This is a genomic window from Modicisalibacter luteus DSM 23508 (genome assembly GCF_000378505.1).
Classification (GTDB): Bacteria; Pseudomonadota; Gammaproteobacteria; order Pseudomonadales; family Halomonadaceae; genus Modicisalibacter; species Modicisalibacter luteus.
Map to the genome: position 1 here is coordinate 104146 of NZ_KB899992.1, position 21225 is coordinate 125370.

Genomic DNA, 21225 nt, shown 5'->3' on the forward strand with positions numbered 1-21225 from the left:
CATATGCCGACCGTGGCCTTGAGTTCTCTATCAAACAGATGTCGGCATCATGGCTAGATGGTCCCGCCCGGTGTGCCGAGCAGCCGGGTGGGTAAATTGACGCCGCCCAAACCGCCCAGAGGGGCGCCTGGCCGAAATCCTTTCAGCAACTTGTATCCAAGCACTCCAGATACCGTGCCAGCAAGTGACTCTTTATGAATTGAACGCTGCAAACTTCGTTTGATGGCGTTACTCTATCTTGCAGTGCAGCATTCATCCTTATGGAGTCGTGCCATGTTTCCCGTTTTTGCCTCGTTCGCCGAAGCCACCGGCGCATTCTGGGATCCGATGGGTGTGGGGCGAGCCGCGATCGATTATTGGCGGGACAGCTGCGAGCGCAGTGTGCTCTACCTCGATGTCATGCGTCAGCGTGGTAACCAGTATCTGGAGCATATGGAGCAGACCAAGCCCAATGTGCTGGGCTTCGATGCGGAAGTGCTGATGGATGGGCGCACGCTACCGAATCCGGTCAATTACGAGCTGATGCGCATCGTTCCGCCCCAAGGGATCGAGATTAACGAGGGTATGCGTCCCTTCGTCGTTGTCGATCCCAGGGCAGGCCATGGGCCGGGGATCGGCGGGTTCAAGCCCGACAGCGAGATCGGTGTGGCGCTGCGGGCGGGCCATCCCTGCTATTTCATCGGTTTCCTGCCTTTTCCCGTACCGGGGCAGACCGTAGAAGACGTCGTCGAAGCCGAGGTGGCATTTCTCAAGCATGTCATCGATCGCCATCCCGAAACGGTCGAAAAGCCCATGGTGGTAGGTAACTGCCAGGCCGGCTGGCAGCTCATGATGGCGGCGGCTCTGGAGCCCGAGTGCTTTGGCCCCATCCTTGTTGCCGGTGCGCCGCTCTCCTACTGGGCAGGGGAGCGAGGCAAGGCGCCGATGCGCTATTCGGGCGGACTGCTGGGGGGAAGTTGGGTAACGGCGCTGGCCGGCGACCTTGGGCACGGCCATTTCGATGGCGCCCTGTTGGTTCAGAACTTCGAAAAGCTCAATCCCGCGAACACCTTATGGACCAAGCAATACCGTCTTTATGCCAACGTGGATACCGAAGCCCGTCGCTACCTGGAATTCGAGCGCTGGTGGGGTGGACATGTAGTACTCAACGCCGAAGAAATCCAGTACATCGTCGACAACCTGTTCATCGGTAACCGTCTGAGTACGGCGCAGATGATGACCCGGGACGGACGGCGCATCGATCTGCGCAATGTACGTTCGCCGATCGTTGTGTTCTGTTCCAAGGGGGATGACATTACGCCACCGCCCCAAGCATTGGGCTGGATTGGTGATCTATACGATAGCGTCGACGATATCATCGCCAACGAGCAGACCATTGTCTATTGTGTCCACGATACTACCGGCCATCTCGGCATCTTCGTATCGGGCAGTGTGTCCCGGAAGGAGCACACCGAATTCACGGCCAATATGGACTATATCGATATCCTGCCGCCTGGCCTCTATGAGACCAAGGTAACCGAGAAACCGGCCTCAGCAGCCAATCCCGACCTCATCGATGGGGATTATTTACTCGAGTTCAGCCCGCGTAATCTCGATGATATCAACGATATCGTACAGAACATGCCGGAGGATGAGCGGCGCTTTGCCACTGTGGCGCGCATCTCCGATATCAATCTAGGTCTATATCGTCGTTATTGGCGGCCCTGGCTGCAGGCGGTAATGACACCTGAAGCGGCACGCTGGATCCGCCGCATGCATCCGATCCGCCTGGGTTACAAATTGCTGTCGGATCGCAATCCACTGACGGTACCTCTGCCCGTCATGGCCGAGGCCGTCAAGGCCAATCGCCATCCGGTCGGGGCGAACAATCCGTTCCGGGTCGCCGAAGGCATGGTCTCGGATCAGATAGAGCACGCTCTGGAAGGGTATCGGGAAGTCCGCGATTCGTTCTCCGAGAAACTGTTCATGCAGTTATACGGTCAGCCCTGGCTGCAAATCATGGCGGGGCTTGGCGCGGCGGAGGGGCGTATACTGCCCAACCCGGGAGCGCAGCCCGAACATCGTCGTTTCATCGCTCAGCGGCAACAGGAAGTGCAGGCGTCGGTCGAGCTTGGTAATAGTCATCATGCAGTCATGCGCACGCTGATCTTTGTTCTGGGAGGCGCTCCGACAACTGATGAGCGCAACTTCCAGCGCCTGAAGGCCACACGTGCCGAGATCGAGCCGAACCTCGATTTAACTAGCTTCAAGGCATTGGTCCGCGATCAGTTCTTCATCCTCAAGCATGACAGTTATGCTGCGCTCGAGGCGCTTCCTAAGTTATTGACTGGGGAGAGTGCCAAGGCCATCGATGCACACTTTGCGCATATAGAGCAGGTGGTCTCGGCCAGCGGGCCGCTGGACGAAAAGAGTCAGTCTCGCCTGGCACTGGTCAGGAGTCTGTTCGACAAGGCCAAGCCCGAAGAGAAGGACGGTGGTGGGGAGCGTGGCCGTAATGACGCAACGCTTGAACCTAAGGCGTTACAGGCGACGGCGCCAGATACAAAAGTGACGCAAGCAGAGGCGTCAGCCGTCACGGAACGTACGAAGGCTGAGCCAGCTCCCTTGTCAGATGCTGCGCCTGGAACGGAAAAAAACAGACGTCAGACATCGCAGCGCCGTGAGAACAAAACGCCTCCTTCCGGTTCCTCTACGACCTGATGGCGGTCACGCTACTATAAAAACGCCGCCATCAAGGGCGGCGTTCTCATGCAAATAACCAAGGCTTATGGCTGGGTGCGTGCAGCCACCCAGTCGCCCGCGTCGGGAATCGCCATGGTGTATTCTTCGGCGAGGTAGGGCGAGCTGATTAGAAAATCTGCACTGGCCGCATTGCAAGCGACCGGAATGTTCCATAGCGCTGCCAGGCGCAGTAGAGCCTTGACGTCCGGGTCGTGTGGCATGGGAGCAAACGGGTCCCAAAAGAACACCAGCAGATCCAGGCGCTGCTCCGTGATACGTGCGCCGATCTGTTGATCGCCACCCAGTGGGCCGCTCATCATCCCTTCTACACTCAGGCCAAGCGTGGCCGCGACACGCTTGGCCGTCGTGCCGGTGCCGACCAGATCATGTTGGCCCAGCGTTTCCTGCCAGCGACCGGCCCACTCCAGAAGTTCGTCTTTCTTGCCATCGTGGGCGATCAGGGCAATACGCTTGCGCTGGGGCAGTGTTCGCTGGGACTTTCGCGTTGGCCTCTGTTCGCTCATTACACGTTTTCCACCTTGATGATTTTCATCGTGTTGGTGCCGCCATGTGCATTCATGTGGTCGCCGCGGGTCAGGATGATATGGTCGCCTATCTCGGCCAGACCCCGCTTGACCATCACTTCGATAGCGTGTTGGTTGAGTTCGAGGGGGTTCATGCCGCTAGTATCGAAGGGCAGCGAGACCACGCCACGGTAGAGCGCCATGCGACGCTGGGCGGCGGGGCTGTGGGCGAGGCCGACAATGGGAAGGCCCGAGCGGATGCGCGAGGCAATCAGCGGTGTGTAACCGGTAGAGGTCATGCAGGCGATGGCCGCTACGCCGTCGAGGTGATTGGCGGCGTACATCGCCGACAGCGCCACGGTCTCGTCGATTCGAGAGAAGTCCTCGTGGATGCGGTGCTTCGATTCCTGAATGCTGCGCTCGCGCTCGGCGCCCAAGCACAAACGAACCATGGCTTCGACAGTCTCCACCGGGTAATCGCCTGCGGCGGTCTCTGCGGACAGCATGACGGCATCGGTGCCATCGAGCACGGCATTGGCCACATCGAATACCTCGGCGCGGGTCGGCAGCGGCGCCTGGATCATCGATTCCATCATTTGTGTGGCGGTGATTACCGCACGGTTGAGACTGCGCGCGCGCTGGATGATGCGCTTTTGCACGCCGATCAGCTGGGCATCGCCGATTTCCACACCAAGGTCGCCGCGGGCTACCATCACCGCTTCGGACGCGCGGATGATGTCATCCAGCGTTTGCTCGTCGGCCACCGCCTCGGCGCGTTCGATCTTGGCCACCAAGCCGATGTGCTTGCCGGCTTCGCCAAGCAGGTCCCGGGCCAGCTGCATATCGGCAGCACTACGCGGAAACGATACCGCAAGGTAGTCGACCCCGATATCGACGGCAGTCTTCAGGTCTTCGCGATCCTTGTCGGTGAGGGCTGCGGCAGAAAGTCCGCCCCCTTGCTTGTTGATGCCCTTGTTGTTGGATAGCTTGCCGCCGACGCGAACGGTAGTGTGCACTCGTGGCGGTTCGACGCGATCGACCACCAGCTCGAGTCGGCCGTCGTCGAGCAGCAGGACGTCGCCAGCCTTGACGTCTTCTGCCAGTGACTTGTAATCGCAGCCGACCTGGGTGGCATCGCCGGCGTCACGGTCGAGCGAAACGTCGAGAATGAATTTCTGTTCTTCGGCGAGTGTGACCGAGCCCTCGGCGAAGCGAGCGATACGAATCTTGGGCCCCTGCAGATCGCCCAGGGCAGCGACGGTGCGTCCGTGACGCTCGGCGGCCTCGCGTACAGCCTGCAGACGACGACGATGGTCATCGGCACTGCCGTGCGAGAAGTTCAGGCGCACCACGTCGACCCCGGCCTGTATCAGCTCGTCGAGGACCCCGTCGCGATCACTGGCGGGGCCAAGGGTGGCGACAATCTTGGTGCGACGGATGGGGGCATGTACAGGGCCGTGCATGAGGGACTCCTTCTTGCCTATATAAAAGTGGGCAGCGTTTGGCTCATGGGCGCTCGGCTACCCGTCATTGTCGTACAAAAGTCATGTAGTCATTTTACTACATGATACAGCATGCAGATGGCTATCGAAAAACGTCACCCTGATTCAAGTCACAGAGTCAGCGGACGATGTAACAACACGATGAAACGACAAGGCAATTCTGGCATTTGGACAAGTCCTGTCTTGCATGGTCATATCGGGCGCGTCTAGTGTCACTGAGAGCCCGCACTCGCCAGGCGATTACGATTACCCTGGAGTTACCTCCGATGTCTTGCGCAGCCCATAGGCGTTAACTGGCGCAAACCGGATGGCTGGGGTAGGGTAGGCGCATTTTTCCGTCTCACCGATGGACAGGCCGCCGATGGCTGACATCGGCCTCGAAGAAAGATTTTGGAGCACTATGGGCAAGTCACTGGTGATCGTCGAGTCGCCGGCCAAGGCCAAGACGATCAATAAATACCTCGGCAATGACTTCGTCGTGAAGTCGAGCGTAGGTCATATCCGCGACCTGCCGACCAGCGGCTCGGGCAAGAATGCCAGCGATCCCAAGGAGCGCGCTCGCCAGGCGGCCGCCACACGCAAGATGTCGCCCGAGGAGAAGGCGGCTTACAAGAAACGCAAGTCATGGGATCAACTGGTCCGGCGCATGGGTATCGACCCCGAGCACGGCTGGAAAGCCAACTACGAGATCCTGCCGGGCAAGGAAAAGGTTGTGGCTGAGTTGGCCAAGTTGGCTGAGAAGGCCGACGCCATATACCTTGCCACCGACTTGGACCGCGAGGGAGAAGCCATTGCCTGGCACCTCAAGGAGACCATTGGCGGCGATGATCAACGCTACAAGCGTGTGGTCTTCAACGAGATCACCAAGAACGCCATCAAGGAGGCGTTCAAGTCGCCCGGCAACCTCAACGTTCCTCGCGTCGAGGCGCAGCAATCTCGGCGTTTCCTGGATAGGGTCGTGGGCTTCATGCTCTCGCCATTACTATGGAACAAGGTCGCGCGCGGCCTGTCCGCCGGTCGCGTACAGTCGGTGGCGGTGCGATTGATCGTCGAGCGCGAACGCGAGATTCGTGCCTTCGTTCCCGAGGAGTTCTGGGACGTCCATGCCGACCTGGTCAGCCCTGAAGGTGAGCCGGTACGTTTCGAACTGGTGCGTCAGGACGGCAAGCCGTTCCGACCGACCTCTGAGACCGAGACCATGGATCGCATTGCCGGTCTGAAACAGGCGGCATTGGCTATCACCGCGCGCGAGGAAAAGCCCACGCGTTCCAAGCCGAATGCGCCGTTCATCACTTCGACTTTGCAACAGGCTGCCAGTGGCCGGTTGGGGTTCTCGGTCAAGAAGACCATGACCTTGGCCCAGCGGCTCTACGAGGCGGGCTACATTACCTACATGCGTACCGATTCCACCAACCTGTCGCAGGATGCGGTGAACGGTGCGCGCGATTACATCGAGAGTGAGTTCGGCAAGCGTTACCTGCCGGAAACGCCCAATCGCTATAGCAGCAAGGAGGGGGCGCAGGAAGCTCACGAGGCGATCCGGCCCTCCGAAGTGACCCGTACCGCCAGCGACCTGGCGGGAATGGAGCGTGATGCGGAACGCCTCTATGACCTGATCTGGCGTCAATTCGTGGCGTGCCAGATGCCGCCGGCGGAATATCTGTCGACCACGTTGACCGTGCAAGCCGATGGCTATGAACTGCGTGCCAAGGGCCGCGTCCTCAAGTTCGACGGCTATACCCGCGTACTCAAGGTCACCGGCAAGAAGGACGAGGACCAGACCTTGCCGGATCTGGCCGAGGGCACGAAAATGGCGCTGGATCGGCTCGATCCACAGCAGCACTTCACCAAGCCGCCGGCCCGCTTCACCGAGGCGAGTCTGGTCAAGGAGTTGGAAAAGCGTGGTATTGGCCGGCCATCGACCTATGCTTCGATCATTTCCACGATCCAGGACCGGGGTTACGTCAAGCTCGAGAACCGGCGTTTCTATGCCGAGAAGCTCGGCGACATCGTCACCGATCGACTTTCCGAGTCGTTCAGTGATCTGATGGATTACGGTTTCACGGCACGCATGGAAGATAGCCTTGATGAGGTGGCCGAAGGCGAGCGCGACTGGCGCGGCCTGCTCGACGAGTTCTATGCCGAGTTTCGCGCCAAGTTGGAGCGCGCCGAAGGTGAGGAGGGCATGCGCCCCAACCAGCCGGTGCCCACCGACATTGACTGCCCGAGTTGCGGGCGCGAAATGCAGATCCGCACCGCCTCGACAGGTGTATTCCTGGGTTGCTCTGGCTACAACCTGCCGCCCAAGGAGCGTTGCAAGACTACCATCGACCTGATTCCGGGCGACGAAGCAGTGGCCGCCGATGCCGGTGAGGATGCCGAAACCGATGCACTGCGTGCCAAGCGCCGCTGCCCTCAGTGCGGCACGGCGATGGATAGCTACCTGATCGACGAGACCCGCAAACTGCATATCTGCGGCAACAGTCCCGATTGTGACGGGTATGAGGTCGAGCATGGGCGCTTCAAACTCAAGGGCTACGAAGGCCCGACCATCGAGTGTGACAAGTGCGGTAGCGACATGCAGCTGAAGACTGGTCGTTTCGGCAAGTATTTCGGATGTACCAACGAGAGTTGCAAGAATACCCGCAAGTTGCTCAGGAATGGCGAAGTTGCGCCGCCCAAGATGGATCCGATCCCCATGCCGGAGCTGGCTTGTCAGAAAGTCGATGATCATTACGTTCTACGTGACGGGGCCAGCGGGTTGTTCCTGGCTGCCAGCCAGTTCCCCAAGAATCGAGAGACGCGTGCTCCCTTGGTCGAGGAACTCAAGGCACATGCCAAGGAGCTACCCGAGAAATATCATTTCCTGCTCGACGCCCCGAGCAAGGATCCCGATGGTCGTCCTGCCCAGATCCGCTTCGCGCGTAAGACCAAGAGTCAGTACGTCATGACCGAAGAGGACGGCAAGGCCACCGGCTGGAAGGCCACCTACGATGATGGCCGTTGGCATATCGAGGACAAGCGAAAATGACGCCGAGAAGCCGAACCAATCAGCTGTTGTATCAGGCGGAACTGCTGCTCAGCCAGCCCTCCGGAAATGACGAGCATGCCGCCTCTCGCCGCATGGCTAGTGAAGAAGGGGCGCTGGCGCTGCTGGAGTTGGCCCTGAACGCAGCACTGCGCGAGTTGACGGAGCATGCTCGGTTGGCGCGACATGACTGGCGTGAATTGCTGAGTAATGGCAGCGAAGCCATTGCCGAAGTCCGGCGGTTGCACGAGCTGAAGGAAGCATCCGATAGCTGGCTGTCGATTCTGACGGCGCGCATCGAGGCGTTACACAGCGTCGACGGAGCGGCACGTCGGGAGAGCGGGGGGGACACATTGATTGTTGCCGCCGATCGCCAGGCGTTGGTCGATGAGTTGCGCTGGTGCCTACGTGAGTTCAAGTCAGCGCTGAGTGAACTGCGCGAAACAAGTGTCGAATGGTGACGCCTTTCCGATCGGGGTGGTAACCTAAGAGAAAATAACGACCATGGCGAACCGCTATGGTCGTTTTTCATTACACGGTTCTCGACTAGCCGAGGTATTTGTGTCCGAGACAGCTATATTGGAAATCGTTGAGCTCGCCGATGGCGAGATCGTGTTACGTCCTGCCGAAGGCGAGGGCCAGCCATTGCTGAGTATCCGTATCTCGGATGAGGCGGCCGATCTGCTGCGTCATAGCCGTTTCGAGGTGGCCCGTGAAATGATCGATCATGCCATTACACGAACCACACTGTGGGAAGGGGACGAGGAGGAGACCGAGATCCCCGACACGGTGCACTGACTACTGGCACTTTGCCACTTGCCTTGCTATACCGGCGTCATAATCGTATCAGGACGCCCCCATGGATGACTTCGCCGGTACTCCCGAACCGCCTTACTACGCGGTGATCTTTACCAGCTCGCTGTCCAGCAATACTGATGGCTATGCCGAGACGGCTCGGCGCATGGTTGAGTTGGCCGCCCGTCAGCCGGGCTATCTGGGCCTGGAATCGGCCCGGGAGGGCGGCTTGGGAATTACCGTTTCCTATTGGCGTGACGAAGGCTCGATACGTGCCTGGAAAGCTGACCTCGAACACCAGAAAGCCCAGCGTCAGGGGCGTGATGTTTGGTATCGAGGCTACGCCACACGCGTCGCCCGGGTCGAACGCAGTTATGGCGTTTTGCCCACTCAGCAGAACGAGTCATGTTTGGCGCCTTCAGGCCCGATCGAGCGGCAACGTGACAGCTGGGAGCGCAATGCGCCAGCATGGATACGCAGCGTGCGCGACGGATGCATTGCCAGTCGGCAAGTGACTGACAGGGCCATGATCGATGCCGTCCTATCCCGCCAGCCCCGCCGTGTTCTCGATCTGGGGTGCGGCGAAGGTTGGTTGTGCCGCTCCCTGGCCGATCAAGGCATTGAATGTATCGGGATCGATGCCAGTCGGGAACTGGTCGAGGCAGCACGCGAACAGGGAGGCGGCCGATTCGTCGAACTGGACTATGCCTCATTGTCCAGGCTGATGGAGGAGACCGGAGAGACGAGGTTCGATATCGTCGTGGCCAACTTCTCGTTGCTTGATGACGCGCTCGAAGCCACGCTGGATCGAATCATTCCGGCACTGGCGTCGCACGGTCAATTGCTTATCCAGACGCTGCATCCGTGGGCGTTGCAGGAAGGCCAAGCTTACCGCAGTGGTTGGCGCGACGAGGATTTTCGTAGCCATTCGGTCGACTTTTCAACTTCCATGCCGTGGTTCTACCGTACCATGAGTGACTGGGTGAGTTGCCTGGCACGTGCCGGCTTCAGCCTAACGGAAGTCATCGAACCTGCCTGTCCCGAGTCAGGCAGACCACTGTCATTGCTGATGGCATGTCGAGTCGCACAATGAGTAACGTTCATGCCAGCGTGAAGCATACTCGTTGGTCTTATCATGAGTGGCTAGGCATAGTGTCGAGACTTTACTTGCCAAGCGAGACCAGCCATGACCCGACCCCATGCCCCCTTTCGTGCTGATACGGTAGGCAGTCTGCTGCGCAGTGACGAGCTCAAGCTGGCTCGCCGGCGCAGACAGGCCGGCGATATCGATGCGCAAGCGCTGCGTGACGTCGAGGATCGAGAAATCCGGCGCATCGTGAAGCAACAGGAAGATATTGGTCTCGAGGCAGTAACCGACGGCGAATTCCGCCGAGCCTGGTGGCATTTCGATTTCCTGGAAAATCTAAGCGGCGTCGAGGGTTACCAGGCCGAGCAGGGCATCCAGTTCCAGGGCCGTGCGACCCCGGCACGTGGCGTGCGCGTGATTGATAGGCTCGGCTTCGACCCGAAGCATCCCATGCTTGATGACTTTCGGTTTCTGCATGACTCGGTGTCTTCGGCTATTCCCAAGATGACCATTCCCAGCCCGAGTGTGCTGCATTTCCGGGGGGGACGCAGAAACATCGATTCGAGTATTTATCCTACCCTGGACGCCTTCTTCGCCGACCTGGCGGATACCTACCGCGATGCCGTTAAAGCCTTCTACGATGCCGGCTGCCGCTATCTTCAGCTCGACGATACTGTCTGGGCCTATCTCTGCTCGCAGAAGGAGTTGGACGCAGCACGCTCGCGGGGCGATGATCCCGACCATCTACAGCGCATCTATGCTGAAGTGCTCAATCATGCTTTGGCTGATCGGCCCAAGGATCTTTACGTCAGCCTGCATGTCTGTCGGGGGAACTTTCGTTCTACCTGGATCAGCGAGGGAGGTTATGAGCCGGTGGCCGAGACCCTGCTCGGTCAGGTCGATGTCGATGCCTACTTCCTCGAGTACGATACCGAGCGTGCCGGTGGTTTCGAACCGCTGCGTTTCCTGCCGGAAGGACACAAGCAAGCCGTGCTTGGCCTGGTGACGACCAAGACCGGTGCTCTGGAGCCCGCCGAGGAAATCAAAAAACGCATCGAGGAAGCTCAGCGCTTCGTTGCCCTCGACCAGCTTTGCCTGAGCCCTCAGTGCGGTTTCGCTTCCACCGAAGAAGGCAATCTGCTCAGCGAAGAAGAGCAGTGGGACAAATTGCGTCTGGTGGTCGCTACTTCCCAATCCATATGGAGTCGTTAACAGCGCCGACCAACCTCAAAAGAGCGATCATATTTTACCGATGACGCGTATGCTCAAGGTTCAGTCTTACGGACCTTGTCCCAATGGAGTTTGGCATCGGTTACGAAATTGATTACGGGTATCCCCAGCCGGCGCCAACGATCCCATGGCCCACATCGACTATACGTGGACGAGAATACCGTCATGCTTTCTGGTAAGAGGTCGCTTCAATGAGCCAAGACGGCACGAACTACCGATCCAGGGTTGCTTCCGATGTGGAGCGAGTGGTCATTCTTGTCGATGTACAGAACGTCTATTACACGACGAAACAGATATTTGGCCGACACTTCGATTACAACGCCTTCTGGAAACAAGTCACTGATGAGAGGGAGGTCGTCGCTGCCGTGGCTTATGCCATCGCGCGTGACGACGTCAAGCAGCGTCAGTTTCAAAACATACTTCGTGGTATCGGCTTCGAGGTAAAGCTCAAGCCCTACCTGCAACGCAGCGATGGCTCGACCAAGGGAGACTGGGATGTGGGCATCACGCTGGATGCCATCCGTTTTGCCGAACAGGTGGACCGAATCATCTTGGTCTCGGGCGATGGTGACTTCGATCTACTCGCCCAGCGAGCACGTCACCGTTATGGCGTAGCCTTCGATGTCTACGGCGTCGCCGAGCTGACTGCCCGTTCTCTGAGGCTTGCAGCCAGCAAGTTCTTTGCAATTGACGAGGCATTATTGCTCGCAGGGAGCCGAGACTAACGATTCGCCCAGCTATCGAGCCCTCTGGGAGTGCTGCAAGGCTTGAATCTTGACCATGACGTAGCCAGGCCAGCAGGATCCGTTGGCCCCAAGATGTTTCAGCCTGCTGTATATCTTGCAGCCCGGCCACGCACTCTGAATCTCATTTCTTCCCATGAAGGGTGGCCAAGGCCTCCCTTCGCCGTTTATAGACTAACGTTGCAGGCCGCAATGGCTGACGTGACGGCGCAGGTTCTCTATCTTACGTTAACGTAAACCTGCGATTTTCCGCATACGGCTGCCGAAGACCTCGGCGTGCTCGTAAGGCGGAAGATGCGGCGGCGACACCGCCGGCGGGTGACTGAAATCAGGCACCCACAAGGTGTCACAGCGTCTCTCCCTACCCGGGACACGAGAACGAGGAAGAACATCATGACCACAACAACAACGGCGCCTGTCGTTCATGCCCTGGCGTTCATGAACGGTGACGAATTCCGTATCCCCGTCTTCACGTTGCTCAAGCGCGACGGTACACCCTACAAGCACGCCAAGTTGCCTGACCTCGACGAGGCCAAGGCACTGCGTATCTATCGTGCAATGCTGTTCACCCGCGTGCTCGACGAGCGCATGCTGGCCGCCCAACGCCAGGGGCGATTGAGCTTCTATATGCAGTGTACCGGCGAGGAGGCCACCATCATCGGCAGCGCCGCAGCGCTCGATGATGAAGACATGATCATGGCCCAGTATCGTGAGCAGGGGGCGCTGGCCTACCGTGGCTTCGGCGTCGACGAATTCATGAACCAACTGTTCGGCAACGAGCTCGATCTTGGCAAGGGACGCCAGATGCCGGTGCACTATGGTTCGAAAGACCTGCATTACATGACCATATCCTCGCCGTTGGCGACCCAGATCCCGCAGGCCACGGGCTATGCCTATGGCCAGAAAATGTCGGGACTCGGCCACTGTACGCTGACCGTGTTCGGCGAAGGTGCTGCCTCGGAGGGTGACTTTCACGCCGCATTGAACATGGCCTCGGTACATCAGGTGCCGGTGATCTTCCTGTGCCGTAATAACGGGTATGCCATCTCCACGCCGGCCCATGAACAGTTCTCTGCCGACGGTATCGCGCCGCGAGCCTTTGGCTACCGCATGAAGGTCGTACGCGTCGACGGCAACGACATCCTTGCCGTTTACCAGGCGACCCGAGAGGCGCGTAGCTGGGCGGTGGAAAATAACCGGCCGGTGTTGATCGAGGCCATGACCTACCGCCTGGCGGCGCATTCGTCGTCGGATGACCCTTCCGGCTACCGCAGCCGCAAGGAGGAAGAGGCCTGGCGTGACAAGGACCCGGTGCTGCGCATGCGTCTGTGGCTTGAGAAACAAGGCTGGTGGTCTGAGGAGGACGAGAAGCGCGAGCAGGAGACACGGCGACGCGAGGTGCTGGAAGCCATGAAGCGTGCCGAGAAGCGACCGCCACCGCCGTTGGAAAGCCTGGTTGCGGATGTCTATGACCAGGTGCCGCCGCTGCTGGCCGAGCAGTTCGACAAGCTCAAGGCACATGTCCGCAAGTACCCCGAATCTTATCCGAAAGGGGCCAGAAGCCTGAATGCAGATAGCCAGGGTAGCGGAGGTGGCGAGCATGCCTAACATGAACATGTTGCAGGCCATCAATAATGCGCTCGACATTGCCATGGCTGCCGACGAAAAGGTGATCTGCTTCGGCGAGGATGTAGGTATCTTCGGCGGCGTGTTCCGGGCGACCAGCCATTTACAGGAAAAATACGGCAGGGCGCGCTGTTTCAATACGCCGCTGGTCGAGCAGGGCATCATCGGGTTCGCCAACGGTCTGGCGGCCCAGGGGTCGACGCCGGTCGCCGAAATCCAGTTTGCCGACTACATCTTCCCGGCCTTCGATCAGATCGTCAACGAGGCGGCCAAATTCCGCTATCGCTCGGGTGACCTGTTCAATGTCGGCGGACTCACTATTCGCACCCCTTATGGCGGGGGTATCTCCGGCGGGCTCTACCATTCACAGTCTCCGGAAGCCTATTTCGCCCACACGCCAGGCCTCAAGGTCGTGGTGCCACGCAACCCCCACCAGGCCAAGGGCCTGCTGCTAGGGGCGATTCGTGACCCCAACCCGGTGCTGTTCTTCGAGCCAAAGCGCCTTTACCGGGCCTCTACCGGCGAAGTGCCGGAGGGAGACTATCAGCTGCCGCTAGGCCAGGCCGAGATCGTCAAGGAAGGCAACGACCTTACCCTGCTGGCTTGGGGGGCGCAGATGGAAATAGCCGAGAAGGCCGCCGACCTTGCCGGAAAGGAAGGAATCTCCTGCGAGATCATCGACCTACGTACCATCGTGCCTTGGGACATCGACACCGTGGTCGAGTCGGTCCTCAAGACCGGAAGGCTCATTGTCACACATGAAGCGCCGCTGACCGGTGGGTTCGCCGGTGAAATCGCCGCCACCATCCAGGAGCGCTGCTTTCTTTATCTGGAATCGCCCATCGCCCGGGTAACCGGGCTGGACACGCCTTTTCCTCTGACGCTGGAAAAGGAGTACATGCCGGATCACCTCAAGATATTCGAGGCGATCAAGCAGAGCATGACCTTTTAGGCACGGGACGATTTCAGGAGTGGACCATGAGCGATTTCATACTGCCGGACATCGGCGAAGGCATCGTCGAATGCGAGTTGGTCAAATGGCTGATCAGCGAAGGCGACATCATCGAAGAGGACCAGCCGGTGGCCGAGGTAATGACCGACAAGGCGCTGGTCGAGATCCCCGCACCGCATCGGGGGCGCGTGACGCGGCTCTATTACAAGGAGGGCGAGACTGCCAAGGTGCATGCCCCTCTGTTCGCTGTCGAGGAAGATAATGGCGAAGCTCAGGCAGGCCCGAATGCCGCGGCCCGAAACATGGACACCCCTCGGTCGGAAACCGATGCCGAGACTGCCGCTCCAGTAGCCGAGATGAACGAGGGCCAAGGCGAGGCCAGTGAAGACTTCATATTGCCGGATATCGGCGAAGGCATCGTCGAGTGCGAGGTGGTGACCTGGCGCGTACGTGAAGGCGAAGAGATCGCGGAAGACCAGCCAGTGGTTGATGTGATGACCGACAAGGCGCTGGTCGAGATCACTGCTCCCGAGGCGGGGCGTATCGTCCGGCTCTACTACCGCGAGCAGGAAAGCGCGCGCGTGCATGCGCCGTTGTTCGCCTTCGTGCCGCGCGACCGGGCAGTACAGGCGCAGGAGGTCAGCGCTTCCCAGTCCTCCCCTTCTGCGGAGAGCCGGCCCGAGGCAGCCGAGCCTCAGCCGGCCACGAGGCCCACCGATAGCGCTGGCGGCAAAGGCGCTTACGGACGCACGCCTGCCAGCCCGGCCGTGCGCCGGCTAGTGCGTGAGCTCGGCGTGCGACTCGATGATATTCCTGGTTCCGGCAAGGACGGGCGCGTTCTCAAGGCTGATATCCTGGCCTGGCAGAAGCGTGGCGGTAACGCATCATCAAATGAGCCTGCCAGTAGGCAGAGCGATGTGGCAAAAACGCCGTCAGAAAGGGCGTTCGCATCGAACGAGGTGCGCGTCGAGCCGCTACGCGGCATGCAGGCTGTCATGGCCCGGCGTATGGTCGAGTCGGCCACCTCCATTCCGCATTTTCACTATGGTGACGAAATCGATGTCACCGAGCTGCTGGCGCTGCGCGAGCGGCTCAAGGTGCATGCCGAGCAGGAGGGCGCTCGCCTGACGCTGATGCCGCTGATCATGAAGGCGATGGCCTTGGCCATCAGGGCGTATCCGGTGCTTAACAGCCGTCTCGGCGGGAATGACGATGAGATTCACTACCTGCCTCATTGCAACATCGGTATGGCGGTGGACGGCAAGTCCGGCCTGGTCGTGCCCAACGTCAAACGGGTCGAGCAACGGAGCCTGCTGGAGATCGCCCGTGAGGTCGAGCGCCTGACCCTGGCGGCACGCGAGGGCCGGGTTGCCCAGGAGGATCTGCGCGATGGCACCATCAGCGTCTCTAATATTGGCGCGCTGGGCGGCACCTATGCCGCACCGATCATCAACGCGCCGGAAGTGGCCATCGTCGCCCTGGGTCGGGTCCAACACTTGCCACGCTTCGATGCGGCGGGCAACGTGGTGTCGCGGGCAATCATGACCATTACGTGGGCGGGTGACCATCGCCTTATCGATGGCGGGACCATTGCGCGCTTCTGCAACCTTTGGAAGCGCTACCTGCAAGCGCCGCAGGAGATGCTTTTACACCTTGCCTGACACAGGTTGGGCCTGACGGGGCGATGTCGTGAGCCAGGAGCGTCTTGAGCAGTTCTACATCCCGGAAGAGCAGTCGGTCTATTTGCTCAGTCATGACGATGCGCGCAAGCTCAAGGACTGGGTGGCATTGTGTAAATCGCAGCTTGAGCAGCTCGGCTATCGTGACATCGAGCTGATCGGCAAGGGCGCCTACGGATTCGTCTTTGCAGGAACCACGGCGCTTGGCGACGAGTATGTGTTCAAGTTCACACGCATTACCTTGCCGCAGCAGGTTCAGGATCGCCTCGAGGAAGAGGCGTTCATGCTCGAGCAGGTTGATCATCCCCGGGTACCGCGCCTGATCGCCTTTCAGCGCGTACGTCGCCAGGCGATCCTGGTCATGGAGCGGGCACCCGGGGCCAACCTCGAAGTATTCTCGTTGCGTCATGGGCGGCTGTCGCCTCGGTTGGTCGTGCATATTGCCGCCCAACTCGCCGATATCCTGCGCAGCCTGCGCCGCGAGGCCGGCCCGGCCGGAAAACCAGTCGTTCATGGCGATATCAAGCCCTCCAACCTTGTCTTCGACCCACATACCGAGCGTGTGGCATTGATCGACTGGGGCTCGTCGGTGTTCGCCCAGCTCGACGCCAACCAGCAGTTCGTCTCGACCAACGTCATGGAACTGACGTCAGACGACCTGCAGCAGACCAATGCACGGCTCGGTGATGTCTATTTTATCGGTGAGGAGCAGCTCAACGGCCATTTGTCATCACCGCGTTTCGATGAGCAGGGCGTGGCCGGCACGCTTTACGCGCTAGCCTCGGCGCAGTCGTGCCGCTTCGGCCATCGGACGATTCCCGCCACGGCGCTGGGGCTCCCCGTGGAGTTTGCTCGAGTACTGGATGCCATGCTCGATCCCGACCCGCAGGTACGGGCCCGAGCCGGGGACTATTTTGTGAACCATATGCCCCGCATGGCACGCACGGTGATGATCGAACTCGGCGACAAGCCCGAGACGCCTATGGTCCCCGTCTGGGTCAAGCCCAGCCAGCGAGAGATCGATACCGTGGTCTACAGCTCGCGCAAATCTTTCCTGCGCGAGGAAGGGGGGCAGGACACCCTTCGGGCCGTCAACGACGTGCAGCTCGACCGATACTACAAAAATTTCATGCAGGGGATGGGCGAGACCGAAAAGGCCTTTCTGGTTGCTGTCAGTCGCTTGGGCAAATATCCGGTGGTAGGTGGGTTAGCAGTACGCTGGGAGACCGACGGAGTGTATATCGATACGGTATTCAACCTGCACGACAGGACACTCAAAACGGCCTTTGTTGCGGCGGTCAACAACATGGTCCATCTGGCACGGGGAATCTACCGGCGTGGCGTCTTCAAGAGCTGCCTGTTCAACGCCCGCGATACCCTGCATATCGATCGCGAGGAGCCTGAAGCGCCATTCATGCCTGATCGGGGTACGGCGATTCCCTACGAAGTAAGCGCTGCGCCGGATCTGGAGGATCGTACCCGCGTGCATTCCTACTTCGAGGATGGGCCCGACCCCGAGGAGTTTCTACAGTTGCCCGACGAGATCATGCGCTGCCTGGAAACGCTCAACGGCATCCACCATACCGGGCTGATCATCTTCGAGGCATTGCCCACTCACCTCAAGATACACAGCTACTACCGCCTGCTGGATCCAGCTCGGGAAGCCGAATTTCGGGATAGCTTGAGTGCCATGCTGGCTGCCGTGCCGCTCATCCGGGGGCTTGGTGTCTCTGGGTACATGAAGATGCCTTACAAGGATACGCGCACCTTCTCACATATCGAGCGCTTGCCCGACCGCTTCTATCCACGCGATCCCCGCACTGAGGCGGCTAACAGGCCGATAGTATCCTGAAGATATATACATACCGTAACGAAGCGGCATTGCTACTGGAGGCCATGGTCGCTACCTTGGAGTAGTTTGGAGACGCGCCGCAGACTAATGGAGGAGTTTGCATGAAAGAAACACAGGATCTATTCCCCACGCGCCTAGAGCGAAAGCTAGGCATGTTCGAACGTATCGATCCAGTGGTTCACAGCGAGGGAGCGCAGCGTACGAACGGTCCCTTGAGCGAGGACGAGGTCAACGAATTCGAGCGCAAGGGCTTTCTGTCTTTCGAGGGATTTTTCGACAAGACGGAAATGGAAGCCTTCATCCAGGAGCTTCGCGATTACGAGGATGATGAGGATCTAAAGCTATCCGAAGGCACCATTCTTGAACCCGGCCGCCAGGAAATCCGTTCGATCTTCGGTATCCACGAAATCTCCGAACGCTTCAGCCGTCTGACCCGCGATCCGCGCCTGCTGGCCATGGTTCAGCAACTGCTGGGTGGCGATGTGTACATTCACCAGTCGCGCATCAATTATAAGCCTGGCTTCAAGGGCAAGGGCTTCGACTGGCATTCGGATTTTGAGACTTGGCACAGCGAGGATGGCATGCCGCGCATGCGCTCGCTGAGTTGTTCGATCATCCTGACGGAGAATGGCGAATTCAATGGGCCGTTGATGCTGATTCCCGGTTCGCACAATTATTTCGTTCCCTGTGTGGGCCGTACGCCGGAGAACAACTACAAGGAGTCGCTGAAGAGTCAGGATGTCGGGGTCCCTGATAACAGCAGCCTGCGTCAGTTGATGCTCGAAGGCGATATCGAGGCACCCAAGGGGCCGGCCGGCTCGCTGGTGATGTTCGAGTGCAACACCATGCATGGCTCGAATATCAACATGTCCTGCTGGCCGCGCAGCAATCTGTTTTTTGTCTACAACAGTGTCGAAAACACGTTGCACGATCCCTACTGCGGCAACAGGCCTCGCCCGGAATTCCTGGCCAATCGCTCGGACTGGGGTCCGCTCAAGCCGGAAGACTCCTGAGCAAAGATTGAAATCATGATTGAAAGGCACCCTGAAGGGTGCCTTTTTTCTTGACTGGCCAGAAATGCTAGGTCTTCTTGGGAGGATGCCAGACGTCACGCCATTCCCAGCCATCCTTCTGGATATAGGCGAGCAACAGCTTCTGCTGATCGAGCGACTCAAGATAGGCCTGGAGTTCACTGGGTGACTTGTCGAATCCCGGCAATTTGGCAAACTCGGTCAGATCGGGAATGTCAGGCATGTCTTTTTTCGGTGTAATGAAGGCACTACCCAGTGTGATCATAAATTGCTCCAAGGTGTGCTGAGCGGAGACCAGCTGTGAGCGTGTTGAAGGTGATAGCGTCGAGCAGCCATAGCAAGCCAGCGTCAAGGCGTGATAAAGACGTGTCAGGGCCAGGGGAAGCGCAGTGTCGCTATGGACGCTGTGAAAATAATGGAGAATGGGAAATGCTAGGTGCTGTTGTCCTACGGTATTGATCGCCTGCTGTAAGTGCAGGACCTGCAGGCTCAGGCTCTGGTATTCGCCTTCATCAGTGCTGGACTCGAGGATCTGGTAGGGAGTCTGTCCCATGGCGCTGATGTTGAGCGCCAGCTGGCGTTTTTGTGTCACTGAAGAGATCACGTTGAGCATGTAGGTGACCGTCAGCGTGAACAGGAAGAAACCGTTGGCGGCGGCAATCGTTGCTGGCATCCTCCAGTCGGCGTCGCCGGGCACGAAATCACCGTAACCGAGTGTGGTGACCGTGTATCCCGTAAAGTAAGCGCGTTCGATCAGGGTCGCCGGCGCCGAGGTCGAGGCATTCACCACCGCCTCAAAGGTGCTGCAGAACAGCAGGAACCAGCCGGCCCAAGTCAGCACTAGCCAGGTGATTACTAGCATCAAGGAGAACCACATCCCGGCGGAGGCCAGTATGTGGTGCTTATGCCGACTCTGCGGCAGACGAATCAGAAGCGACCATAGCAGGCTCAATATCCGGTTGGTCAGTGGTCCTGCCTGGGTCGCGGAGAGTGTGGTGCGTATGGCATCGTAGCTGGTGATCAGCACGAGCAAAGCACCTAAGATGCCAATGAAATTGTTGCCTATCATTCAAGTCTCCTTTCTTGGACGCCATGTGCTGTGGCATGGCTGCGCCGAAATCCGTGGCGCTAAGGATTATTGCCGTACGGTATTGTCTATCTACGCAGAAACTTAGAACCCAGCGGAGGAAAGTCCAATCGTGACTGGTCAGAGCGAGCGCTTCAACGAGGCCATCGAACGGCTTGATACCCTGCATGGCGATGATCCGAGGATCGAGCGGGTCGATGGCACAGACATCCCTCACGAGCTGCTGTATGCCCAACGCATGAGTGCCTGGCTGGAGCGTGTGGCACCGGCGGCGCCTGAGACGTTGCGTTTGGCGGTGAGGGCCCAACACCTACAGCGCTGGCGGATTCCGCGTGACGATTATCCGCGTGATCGGCCTGGATACCTCACTTGGCGGCGCGACTTGGGGCGGCGCCAGGCTGAACAGGCTGCTGAAGTACTGCGAAACGTCGGCTATGACGAAGATGAATGCGCCCAGGTGGCGCGTTGGATTCGCAAGGAAGGCCTGCGGCGCGATCCCAACACCCAGGCGCTGGAGGATACGGCTTGTCTAGTATTTTTGGAATACTACCTGGCCGATTTCGCCAAGGAACATGACGAGGACAAGCTGATTCGTATCGTGCAGAAGACGTGGAAAAAGATGTCGCCGCGAGGCCATGAACTGGCATTGTCGATTTCGCTGTCCGAGCCCGAGAAGCGGCTGGTGGAGAAGGCGCTGGCCTCGGCCTGAAAAAACCAGGGGAACCAGTACCTGCAGGTAGATTGGCAATGGCTAATCCAGTCATCACCGGTTTGACAGCGTTGCGCGTGAGGCTACGTTGAAATGGCAAGCCAAGCGATGCCATGGATGGCACCACGGTGCATCAAACACTCCGCAGCCTCCATGCGTAACGATGACCCGACCGATAATGACTGTTAGGAGGTAACCTTTCGATGAACGCCCTCGAACTGCTCAAGGAAGACCATGACAAGGTGCGTGACCTGCTCAGCCAACTGACCAATACCACCGAACGCGCAGAGAAGAAACGTCCCGAACTGTTGGCCAAAATCGAGAAGGAGGTGATGGTACACAGCAAGATCGAGGAAGAGATCTTCTACCCCGCCTTCAAGAAGGCCAGCGGCAAACAGAATGACCGGATGTATTACGAGGCTCAGGAGGAGCACCACGCTGTCAACGACTTGGTACTACCGGACCTCAAGGCAGCTGACCCGACTGGCACTGAATTTTCTGGCCGGGCCAAGGTAGTCAAGGAGCTTCTCGAACATCATATCGATGAGGAAGAGGAGGAGATGTTCGAACAGGCGCGCAAGACCATGTCGGAGCGCGAGCTGGAAGCCCTGGGTGAGCAGATGTTGGCACGCAAGAAGGAGTTGATGGCTGCCTGACGC

The 21225-nt window shown here is 59.0% G+C and carries 17 protein-coding genes; 14 read left to right on the forward strand and 3 right to left on the reverse strand.

Annotated elements, in window-relative coordinates:
• The first annotated feature begins 273 nt into the window (after nt 1–273).
• Nucleotides 274–2700, forward strand: coding sequence for a DUF3141 domain-containing protein (locus tag F568_RS0107090; protein ID WP_019018021.1), 2427 nt, complete (start codon nt 274–276; stop codon nt 2698–2700).
• A 65-nt stretch (nt 2701–2765) separates the two neighbouring features.
• Here F568_RS0107090 and F568_RS0107095 read toward each other — a convergent pair whose 3' ends face one another.
• Both F568_RS0107095 and pyk read right to left on the reverse strand, forming a co-directional pair.
• Nucleotides 2766–3245 (reverse strand): methylglyoxal synthase, encoded by a 480-nt coding sequence (locus F568_RS0107095; protein WP_019018022.1) that lies wholly within the window; start codon nt 3243–3245, stop codon nt 2766–2768.
• Nucleotides 3245–4708 (reverse strand): pyruvate kinase, encoded by a 1464-nt coding sequence (pyk, locus tag F568_RS0107100; protein WP_019018023.1) that lies wholly within the window; start codon nt 4706–4708, stop codon nt 3245–3247. The genes F568_RS0107095 and pyk overlap by 1 nt, the downstream gene beginning before the upstream one ends.
• 439 nt (nt 4709–5147) lie before the next feature.
• Between pyk and topA the strand changes: the two genes are divergently transcribed.
• The 11 genes from topA to thpD all read left to right on the forward strand — a co-directional run bounded on the left by topA (nt 5148) and on the right by thpD (nt 18752).
• Entirely contained in the window at nt 5148–7778 is a 2631-nt protein-coding gene (topA, locus tag F568_RS0107105; RefSeq protein ID WP_026300384.1) for a type I DNA topoisomerase, read from the forward strand.
• A complete protein-coding gene (locus tag F568_RS0107110; RefSeq protein ID WP_019018025.1) occupies nt 7775–8236 on the forward strand; it encodes a DUF6586 family protein in 462 nt (153 codons plus the stop codon). The genes topA and F568_RS0107110 overlap by 4 nt, the downstream gene beginning before the upstream one ends.
• Nucleotides 8237–8336: 100 nt before the next feature.
• Nucleotides 8337–8573: a hypothetical protein gene (locus F568_RS0107115; RefSeq protein WP_040476042.1), complete on the forward strand. Its 237-nt coding sequence runs from the start codon at nt 8337–8339 to the stop codon at nt 8571–8573.
• Nucleotides 8574–8634: 61 nt separating this feature from the next.
• Nucleotides 8635–9663, forward strand: a complete 1029-nt coding sequence (locus F568_RS26220) for a methyltransferase domain-containing protein (protein ID WP_019018027.1) — start codon at nt 8635–8637, stop codon at nt 9661–9663.
• 93 nt (nt 9664–9756) lie between these two features.
• On the forward strand, nt 9757–10869 hold the full coding sequence (locus tag F568_RS0107125) for a cobalamin-independent methionine synthase II family protein (RefSeq protein ID WP_019018028.1): 1113 nt from the start codon (nt 9757–9759) through the stop codon (nt 10867–10869).
• A gap of 209 nt (nt 10870–11078) precedes the next feature.
• Nucleotides 11079–11612 carry a LabA-like NYN domain-containing protein gene (locus tag F568_RS0107130; protein WP_019018029.1) on the forward strand — a complete coding sequence of 178 codons (534 nt, stop codon included), beginning with the start codon at nt 11079–11081 and terminating at the stop codon, nt 11610–11612.
• Nucleotides 11613–12023: 411 nt separating this feature from the next.
• The gene (locus F568_RS0107135; RefSeq protein ID WP_019018030.1) at nt 12024–13238 is read left to right on the forward strand and encodes a thiamine pyrophosphate-dependent dehydrogenase E1 component subunit alpha; all 1215 of its coding nucleotides are present in this window, start codon (nt 12024–12026) and stop codon (nt 13236–13238) included.
• Nucleotides 13231–14208 (forward strand): alpha-ketoacid dehydrogenase subunit beta, encoded by a 978-nt coding sequence (locus F568_RS0107140; protein WP_019018031.1) that lies wholly within the window; start codon nt 13231–13233, stop codon nt 14206–14208. The genes F568_RS0107135 and F568_RS0107140 overlap by 8 nt, the downstream gene beginning before the upstream one ends.
• Before the next feature lie 26 nt (nt 14209–14234).
• Nucleotides 14235–15869, forward strand: a complete 1635-nt coding sequence (locus tag F568_RS0107145; RefSeq protein ID WP_019018032.1) for a dihydrolipoyllysine-residue acetyltransferase — start codon at nt 14235–14237, stop codon at nt 15867–15869.
• Between the two features lie 28 nt (nt 15870–15897).
• Complete coding sequence (locus F568_RS0107150) at nt 15898–17739, forward strand: protein kinase domain-containing protein (protein WP_019018033.1); 1842 nt, start codon at nt 15898–15900, stop codon at nt 17737–17739.
• A gap of 101 nt (nt 17740–17840) precedes the next feature.
• On the forward strand, nt 17841–18752 hold the full coding sequence (thpD, locus tag F568_RS0107155) for an ectoine hydroxylase (RefSeq protein WP_019018034.1): 912 nt from the start codon (nt 17841–17843) through the stop codon (nt 18750–18752).
• 67 nt (nt 18753–18819) lie between these two features.
• On the opposite strand, the gene F568_RS0107160 is transcribed toward thpD, so the two are convergent.
• Nucleotides 18820–19839, reverse strand: coding sequence for a potassium channel family protein (locus F568_RS0107160; RefSeq protein WP_019018035.1), 1020 nt, complete (start codon nt 19837–19839; stop codon nt 18820–18822).
• A 130-nt stretch (nt 19840–19969) separates the two neighbouring features.
• Here F568_RS0107160 and F568_RS0107165 point away from each other — a divergent pair, with 130 nt between their 5' ends.
• Nucleotides 19970–20566, forward strand: coding sequence for a DUF4202 domain-containing protein (locus F568_RS0107165; RefSeq protein ID WP_019018036.1), 597 nt, complete (start codon nt 19970–19972; stop codon nt 20564–20566).
• 203 nt (nt 20567–20769) lie between these two features.
• A complete protein-coding gene (locus F568_RS0107170; protein ID WP_019018037.1) occupies nt 20770–21222 on the forward strand; it encodes a PA2171 family ribosome-binding persister protein in 453 nt (150 codons plus the stop codon).
• The last annotated feature ends 3 nt before the right edge of the window (nt 21223–21225 follow it).

What these genes read in the sequence shown, in the direction of transcription:
- F568_RS0107090 (WP_019018021.1), top strand. Translation starts at nt 274, where the DNA reads ATGTTTCCCGTTTTTGCCTCGTTCGCCGAAGCCACCGGCGCATTCTGG.
- F568_RS0107095 (WP_019018022.1), bottom strand. Translation starts at nt 3,245, where the DNA reads ATGAGCGAACAGAGGCCAACGCGAAAGTCCCAGCGAACACTGCCCCAG.
- pyk (WP_019018023.1), bottom strand. Translation starts at nt 4,708, where the DNA reads ATGCACGGCCCTGTACATGCCCCCATCCGTCGCACCAAGATTGTCGCC.
- topA (WP_026300384.1), top strand. Translation starts at nt 5,148, where the DNA reads ATGGGCAAGTCACTGGTGATCGTCGAGTCGCCGGCCAAGGCCAAGACG.
- F568_RS0107110 (WP_019018025.1), top strand. Translation starts at nt 7,775, where the DNA reads ATGACGCCGAGAAGCCGAACCAATCAGCTGTTGTATCAGGCGGAACTG.
- F568_RS26220 (WP_019018027.1), top strand. Translation starts at nt 8,635, where the DNA reads ATGGATGACTTCGCCGGTACTCCCGAACCGCCTTACTACGCGGTGATC.
- F568_RS0107125 (WP_019018028.1), top strand. Translation starts at nt 9,757, where the DNA reads ATGACCCGACCCCATGCCCCCTTTCGTGCTGATACGGTAGGCAGTCTG.
- F568_RS0107130 (WP_019018029.1), top strand. Translation starts at nt 11,079, where the DNA reads ATGAGCCAAGACGGCACGAACTACCGATCCAGGGTTGCTTCCGATGTG.
- F568_RS0107135 (WP_019018030.1), top strand. Translation starts at nt 12,024, where the DNA reads ATGACCACAACAACAACGGCGCCTGTCGTTCATGCCCTGGCGTTCATG.
- F568_RS0107140 (WP_019018031.1), top strand. Translation starts at nt 13,231, where the DNA reads ATGCCTAACATGAACATGTTGCAGGCCATCAATAATGCGCTCGACATT.
- F568_RS0107145 (WP_019018032.1), top strand. Translation starts at nt 14,235, where the DNA reads ATGAGCGATTTCATACTGCCGGACATCGGCGAAGGCATCGTCGAATGC.
- thpD (WP_019018034.1), top strand. Translation starts at nt 17,841, where the DNA reads ATGAAAGAAACACAGGATCTATTCCCCACGCGCCTAGAGCGAAAGCTA.
- F568_RS0107160 (WP_019018035.1), bottom strand. Translation starts at nt 19,839, where the DNA reads ATGATAGGCAACAATTTCATTGGCATCTTAGGTGCTTTGCTCGTGCTG.
- F568_RS0107170 (WP_019018037.1), top strand. Translation starts at nt 20,770, where the DNA reads ATGAACGCCCTCGAACTGCTCAAGGAAGACCATGACAAGGTGCGTGAC.